This is a genomic window from Campylobacter concisus (assembly GCF_003048555.1).
Taxonomy (GTDB): Bacteria; Campylobacterota; Campylobacteria; order Campylobacterales; family Campylobacteraceae; genus Campylobacter_A; species Campylobacter_A concisus_AO.
In genome coordinates this window covers 1-7694 of record NZ_PIRR01000055.1, presented here as the reverse complement: position 1 = coordinate 7694, position 7694 = coordinate 1, and the positions used below count along the sequence as shown (strand labels likewise).

6 protein-coding genes are annotated in these 7694 nt (G+C 39.8%); all 6 read right to left on the bottom strand.

What is annotated here, in order from left to right:
* A partial coding sequence (hypF, locus tag CVS92_RS08205; protein WP_107789117.1) for a carbamoyltransferase HypF occupies positions 1–2081 on the bottom strand: 2081 nt, incomplete at its 3' end.
* Positions 2065–3537, bottom strand: coding sequence for a hypothetical protein (locus CVS92_RS08200; protein WP_107789116.1), 1473 nt, complete (start codon positions 3535–3537; stop codon positions 2065–2067). The genes hypF and CVS92_RS08200, both read right to left, overlap by 17 nt.
* Positions 3534–4076, bottom strand: a complete 543-nt coding sequence (locus CVS92_RS08195; RefSeq protein WP_107789115.1) for a HyaD/HybD family hydrogenase maturation endopeptidase — start codon at positions 4074–4076, stop codon at positions 3534–3536. Before CVS92_RS08195 ends, CVS92_RS08200 begins: the two co-directional genes overlap by 4 nt.
* Entirely contained in the window at positions 4076–4756 is a 681-nt protein-coding gene (gene cybH / locus CVS92_RS08190) for a Ni/Fe-hydrogenase, b-type cytochrome subunit (RefSeq protein WP_107789114.1), read from the bottom strand. The genes CVS92_RS08195 and cybH overlap by 1 nt, the downstream gene beginning before the upstream one ends.
* A gap of 9 nt (positions 4757–4765) precedes the next feature.
* Entirely contained in the window at positions 4766–6484 is a 1719-nt protein-coding gene (locus CVS92_RS08185; RefSeq protein ID WP_107789113.1) for a nickel-dependent hydrogenase large subunit, read from the bottom strand.
* Between the two features lie 9 nt (positions 6485–6493).
* Positions 6494–7639, bottom strand: a complete 1146-nt coding sequence (locus CVS92_RS08180; RefSeq protein ID WP_107789112.1) for a hydrogenase small subunit — start codon at positions 7637–7639, stop codon at positions 6494–6496.
* Between the last annotated feature and the right edge of the window lie 55 nt (positions 7640–7694).

Sequence of the window (7694 nt, the reverse complement as noted above, 5' to 3'; positions counted from 1 at the left end):
TGAAAAACTCCGCCGCTTAGCAAAATTTCCATTTTTTCTTTTTTTGAAATTTCAAAAATAATATCAGCCAAGCCATTTATAAATGCCGTTGCAGCCACTCTTGGCTCATCTTTTAAAGCACTTTTAAAAGCTTCTTTAAAGCCGATCACTCCATTGTCTAGGCTAAATTTATAACACACATCTAAATTTTTATCATAAAGTGCTTCAAGCCTCATGCCACTCTCGCCCTCAAAACTCGAGTGAAAAAGCCCACAAATAATCGCTCCAAATGCGTCAAATATCCTACCAACCGAGCTAGTCTTTATTAAGTTTAATCCTTTTTGCTCCATTTTTTTAAAATTTGCAAGCATTTTTTCATCAAAATTTACTAAGAATTTACGAGCTTCGTCCTCAAGAGAGTATTTTAAAATAATAGAATATGCGATTAGATAAATATTTTTGATGCTGTTTTCGCCCCCAAATAGGCTAAATTCATCAAAGTGATAAACTCTATTGTAACTTTTTTTATCCAGCCTAAAGACCTCGCCACCCCAAATTTTGCCATCTTCCCCGTATCCAGTGCCGTCAAAACAAAAGCCAAGATACTCTTTATCTGGCAAATCATTTTCAAAGATCACACTTAACAAATGTGCATAGTGGTGCTGCAAATGAATGAGCTCAAAGCCCTGATCCTTCGCCCATTTTGTATTTAAAAAATTTGGATGCAAATCGGCTATGACCTTGTCTATTTTTAGATCATAAGTCGTTTCAAAAAGGGTAAAAATATCCTTAAATCTATCAAAAGTCGCTACGTTTTTTAGATCGCCGATATACGGGCTAATCATCAAAAGTCCGTCTTTATAGATACAAAATGAGCTTTTTAGCTCGGCTCCAAGGGCTAAAAATGTCCCTTTTTGCTTAAAATTTGTATGGATGAAATTTGGATTTAAGCCACGGCTCGTCCTTGTAAAAATCGTCTCATCACCAACGCAAAATGCGATACTATCGTCACTTGGCGAGTAAATTTCTCGATCGTGATCAAGGTAAAAATCTATGACATCACCTAGTTTTTCTCTTAGTTCACTCTCGTCTTTTATCACAACTTCGCCTGATATGTTTGCGCTAGTTGCAATGATGTCGTGCAAAAGATAGTCAAATAGCAAAAGATGTATGCCACTAAATGCAAGCATAACGCCAAGCTTGTTTAAATTTGGAGCGACACTTTTTGCGATGTTTGAGCCATTTTTTGCTTCAAGCAAGACGATCGGCTTTAAATTTGAGCTAAGAAGCTTCGCCTCTGCCTCTGAAATTTGTGCTATCTCTCTAGCGTTTTGTAAATTTTTACTCATCAGAGCAAATGGCTTGCTTGGGCGGTGCTTTCTAGCTCTTAGCTCGCTAACTGCGGCTTCATTTGTCGCGTCGCAGACTAGATGAAAGCCACCAAGTCCCTTAATGGCTAAAATTTTGCCTTCGTTTATGAGCCTAGCTGCCTCTTTAGCCGCTTCGTTCCCACTAGCCAAGACTTTGCCAAATTTATCTTTTAGATAGAGTTTTGGTCCACAGTTTGGGCAAGAGATCGGCTCTGCGTGATAGCGGCGATTAAGCGGGTCTTTGTATTCGCCCCCACAAAATTTACACATCTTAAACTCGTTCATCGTCGTATTTACCCTGTCATAAGGCAATGCTTTGATGATGGAAAATCTCGGTCCGCAGTTGGTGCAGTTTATAAATGGATATTTGTAGCGTGGATTTGTGGAGTCATAAAACTCGCGCAAGCAGTCATCGCAAAGTGCGTAATCAGGCAAGATAGGCGCTTGCTTGGTGGCCGACTTTGAAGCAATGATCTCAAGCTTTTCATAAATTTTATCTATCTTAAATTTCTTTAGCTCATCGATCCTGGCAAGAGCTGGTAGCTTCTCATAAAGCTCTTTTTCAAAAGCCAAAAAGCTAGCCTCTTCTCCGCTAAAATTTAGCTTCACGCCCTCATCGTCGTTGTAAATTTCACCGACAAGAGAGAAATTGTGTGCCAAAGTATAGACAAAAGGTCTAAAGCCAACGCCTTGAACTAAGCCTTTGATCTCATATCTAAAGCTTGATCTCAACGCCAAATCCGGGGTCAAAATTTGTTTTTATATTTGGGTTTAGGTGCTTTTTTATCAAGTTGCTAACTACCTTATTATAAAATAAATCCCCGCTTAAAGTAACATTTTTAATGTTAAATTTATCTCGTTTTTCATAGCTAAAATCGCTCAAAAAATGCGCCAAAGACTCGGTGCAACCAAAGCTGATGTTCTTCTCTCCAGCGCCAGCAAGGATAAATGAAATGATACTTTTTACAAACTTAACCCCGTCTAAACCAAAGTCATCTTTCATTTTATAATCGATCCTAACACCCTTTTGACCGCTAAAATCAGCTGCCATAAGGAGCAAATTCTCCCCTGCTTTTTTAAAGTCATCGCCTAAGCCAAGTATACGCCCAGCTATGCAAAACAGCGAGAAAAAGCTAGCGTTTGAGCTAAATTTATCGCTCGGCAAGGCGCGCTCTTTACTAAAATTTTCAAGTAGCCTTTCACCGCCCTCCTCGGCTCTTATGAGCTCATAAATTTCTTCAAAACTACTAAATTTTGGCAAAAATAGAAGCTGCGTTTTGCTTGATTTTGAAAGCAGGCAAATTTCATCATCTCTAAATTTGCTAAATTTAAGCCCCAAAGCCACTTCTCCCAAACTCTCAAGCTCAAATTCCTCGTTTTTTGCATAGAAAAATGGGCTCAAAAGTGCACTACTTTCAAGCAAAGTAAGCCTTGAAAGAGCATTTTTTTGCTCCTTTACTTTAACGCTTAAAAAGCTAAAATTTTCTTTATTTAGCTGTTCGCAAACGGCGTAAAGAAAAAGATCGTTTGGTGCCATCACGTCAAAAAATAGTGGTGCATCCTCGTGATTTTGTCTATAAATGGCTGTCGTCTTTAGTGCTAAAAGTGGCTTTTCAAAACTAGCCAGAAATGTCAAAACTCTATCATCGGCGATAAAAATTTTTGGTAGTTGCTTTAAATTTACAGGAATCAAAAAATTTGTGTCAAAATTTACGCCAAGAGAAATTTCATATAAATTTTCATCTTGCTCTACGCAAACACTCTTGCCGTTTTTTAATAAATTTAGGCAAGCTTTTAGCTTTTCATTAAAATTACCAAGCGTTATCTCGCCTTCAAATTTACTCTCACATAGCACGCCACTTTCATTTAAGATAGCCTTTTCGCTAGCCAAAAATGTGCTCGCTTGAGTCGGAGTTAGGCCACTAAATTTTATCTCATTTATCTTGCTATCTTCGTCAAGCTCACTTGCAGCCAAGACTTCACTGTGCTTTATAAAAAGACTAAAAGGCAAGAGCGTACTTGCTTTATTTGCCACGCTCTCAAGCTCACTGGCGTCTCCACTTACCTTTAGACAAATTTCATCATCTTTGCACTTTAAGCTATGAGCTAGATCGCCAGCAAACAAGCGTAAAAATGGCACTAGAAACGAAGCGTCCTTGTGGCAAGTAAATTTAAAAGCAAGTATCATTTTAAACCTTTTTTAGCGTATTCATCAACGATATCGTTTAGGGTAAAATTTGCCACCTTTTCACACTTAAAATCAAGCTCTTTTAAGTGATCAAGTAGCGTTTTTTCTAGGATGTTAGAAGCTTTTATCACTTCATCTGAGAGGCTAAAATTTGATGATTCTATGCGGCTAGGCACGATGCCTAAAATTTTAGTCGTAGGTCTATCCCCTGCAAGCTCCATCAGATGAAGGGTCTGGAGCATCTCGATCTCGTGAGCCGAGCCGTCCCAGCTGATAAAATTTGGTACGTTTAGAAAGTCAAAAAAATAGACATCGCCCACGCTTGCGCCATTTGCGCTAATGCAATCAACGACGATAAGATAGTCAAATTCGCTTATTATGTGAGTTAGAGCGAGGGCTAAAGTGCCCCCGTCCATTAGAGTAAGCTCGTTTTTAGAGCTTATAAATTTATAGTTTTTAGCCATCAAATTTACAAAATGAACACCTATGCCCTCATCAGCAAACATCACGTTGCCGATACCAAGAACCAGCACTCTCATCAGTGTTCTTTTACAAATTTATAACCACTAACGATAGCGTCCATCGCTCCATTTTTGCCTTTAACAGCGTTAAATACCGCCATATAAACATGAATCGGCACAAATATCATAATGACCCACATACAAATTCTATGTATCGTTCTGACATTTGCTAGTCCGCCCATAAGCTCTTCAAAAAACCTAGCTGGCTCATAAAGTGCTCCACCAAGTCCCTCATGATAAACATGAACATAAAGCACAAGACCACTTAGGCAAATAAGAGTCAAAACAAGATAAAAGAAAAAGTATGAGGCAAACTGCAAAGGATTATAAACGCCCCTTAAATGCGGGTGTGGCCCCATAAAAAGATAGTATTTGATCTGTGCGATCCAAATTTTTGGATTTAGAAAATCAACCACACTCATCCACTCTTTTTTGCTATGTTTATCAAAGATAAATAGATAAAATTTAAAGATAAACGCCGCTATCAGCACAAAGCCAGCGATCTGGTGAGCCATACGCCACTTTGCTTGCATAAAATTTGTAGGCTCGCTCGTGATCTCTGGACTCACAAAAACGTATGATATATAGTAGCCACTCACAACTAAAAGTGTGATAGCTGCAAATCTAATCCAGTGTGTCAGCCTAACGCCGATGGAGAATTCGTATTCACTGATCCTGTCAGCATTTTTATGTGACATATTCTCTCCTTACAAATTTGGATTTATCTTATAAGTACTCAAATCATTTCCCTTCGTATCCATAACATGCACGGCACACGCGATGCAAGGATCATAAGAGTGAATTTTTCGTATTATCTCGAGTGGTTTTGAAAGATCAGCGATCTTTAAACCAACTAAGCACGCTTCGTAGCTTCCCATTTGATTTTGTGCATCTTTTGGAGAGGCATTCCATGTACTTGGCACGACTGCTTGCCAGTTTGTGATAACGCCATCTTTTATGCGGCACCAGTGACTAAGCGCACCTCTTGGAGCATTGCCTTGGAAATTTCCTTTGTACTCTTTTTTGTTATCGATTACATATTTTGCGCAAGTCTCTTGATCTGATTTTAAATTTTCTACCAAGGCATTAAATGCGTCCATTGTGTGCTCTGCTACTACTTTTGCCTCAAGCATACGAGTAGCGGTTCTGCCTAGAGTTGAAAAGACTGCACTTAATGGCAAGCCACTCTTTGCTAAAAATTCGTCAACTACTTTTTTAACTCTCTCGTTGCCTTTAGCGTAGTTTATAACGATACTTGCTATTGGACCTACTTGCATAGGCATGCCATCATATCTTGGTGCTTTAATCCAGCTATATTTGCCTTTTGTATCAAAAAGCTTACTATGAGCTAGTTTGCCCTCGGCGTCTATGCTCTCGCCATCAATAAGGCCTGTGTAGTTCGCCTCAGTCTCGCCGTCATATGGGTGAAGTGCTTTGTCGTTTTTATACCAAGACCTAGTAGCTTCTTCAGTGATTTTATTTTCATCGATATCATAAACCTTGTTAAGATCGCCATTTAAGATATAGCCACCTTTAAATATATGATCATTTTTGCCTATCAAAAACTCATCGTAGCAGAGTAAATTTGCCACACCAACATCGTTTAGAACGCTTGGCTCATTACCATAAGCTTTAGCCGCCATCAAGATATCTGGATAGTAAGCTCTATCAACAAATTCTTTGATCTCGGCAAATTTGCTCATATATTCGCCCATTCTAGCTGGATCCATAAGGTCCATTACGCAGGTCACGCCACCAACTGTTAAGCTTTGTGGATGTGGGTTTTTCGCGCCAAAGATAGCCATCATCTGAGCTGCAGTTCTTTGGATTCTTAAACACTCTAAGTAGTGAGAGAGAACGATCAAATTTTGCTCTGGCGTAAATTTATATGTGCTATGTCCCCAGTATGCGTTGGCAAATGGTCCAAGGTTGCCCTTTTTAACAAATGCTTCAACCCTCTCTTTTACCTCTTTTAGCTTGTCAGCTCCCGTGGCAAATGGCAGATCAGTATATTTAAACGCCTCTTCGCTAGCTTTATGCACATCTGCACTTAGTGCAGAGACGACGTCCGCCCAATCCATGCCATGAAGCTGATAAAAATGTACGATGTGATCGTGAAGATATAAAGCTGCGTTCATCAGCGTTCTAGTTAGCTCAGCATTTAATGGAGGCTTGATGCCAAGGGCATTTTCAACTGCAATAATGCCTGCTCGGTAGTGTGAGTATGTACAAACGCCACAAATTCTTTGCATAAAAAAGCCAGCATCTCTTGGATCTCTGCCTTTTACGATCTGCTCTAAGCCACGCCAAAGAGTTGAGCCAGAATACGCCTCTTTTACGACATTATTTTCATCTACGACAACTTCTATTCTTAAGTGTCCCTCGATACGTGTTATAGGGTCTATTACTATTCTTTTTTCACTCATTTTTTCGCCTTATTCTTTATCTTCACTCATAGAAGCTATAACAGCGTGAGCTGCTATGCCAATGCCTGTAAGAGCTAAAATTCCAATGCCAACTTTATCGCTTACATTATCAGCTCCAAGACCTAAAACAGTATCAAAGAGTCTGTCTGCCATAGGCTCTTCAAATGGTCCCATCGTATCCCAGAAGTCTGGCTCTGAGCAGCCTATACAGCCGTGTCCCGCTTGAACTGGCCATGATGTGTGCTGGTTAAATCTCTCGCGTGAGCAGTTATTAAATGTATATGGACCTTTGCAACCTACTTTATATAAGCAGTAGCCATTTTTTGCGCCTTCATCACCGAAGTTTTGGACAAACTCGCCAGCGTCAAAGTGACCACGTCTTTCGCAAAGATCGTGAATTCTTAAGCCATAAGCCCATTTTGGTCTATTGTAAACATCAAGTGCTGGAAGTGTGCCAAAAAGCAAGAAATGAAGCACGTTGCCAACGATATTTTTCTCACTTGGTGGACAGCCCGCAACATTAATAACTGGCTTATCAGTGACCTTTGAAAGTCCCACTGAATTTGATGGATTTGGCCTTGCAGCTTGAATGCCACCAAAGCTAGAACAGGTACCGATCGCAAAGATAGCAGCTGCGTCTTTTGAAGCATTTACGGCATGAGTTTTACCTGTTGTGCCATGAGGTCCAACTGTTAAGAAATTTTCAGTCGCACCAGTTGGGATACCACCCTCAACTAGCAGGATGTATCTACCTTTGTATTTTTCGATCGCGCTCTCTAAATTTTCTTCAGCCTGCCAACCAGAAGCTGCCATGATAGTTTCGTGATATTCAAGGCTTATGTAGTCAAATATAAGACTATCTATGCTTGGAGCATCGGTTCTTAGTAAGCTCTCGCTACAGCCTGTGCATTCTGCCATATGAAGCCATATCACAGGAAGCCTATCGCTAAGCTCAGCAGCACGAGCAACCATCGGTGTCATAGCACTTGGTAGAGCCATAAAAGCTGTCATCGCACCAGCCCACTTCATAAAATCACGCCTCGTAAAGCCCTTTTCTTTTAAAAGCTGCGCAATACTCGAGTCGCTTTTCATCTTAGGCAACGCACTAAGCTCACTTAAGCGTCTATCTATCTTTTGACGCAAGTCATTATTCATATAAGCTCCTTTGCTTGAAAATTTTACTTTTGTTAATAATATCTTTGTTTAAAGA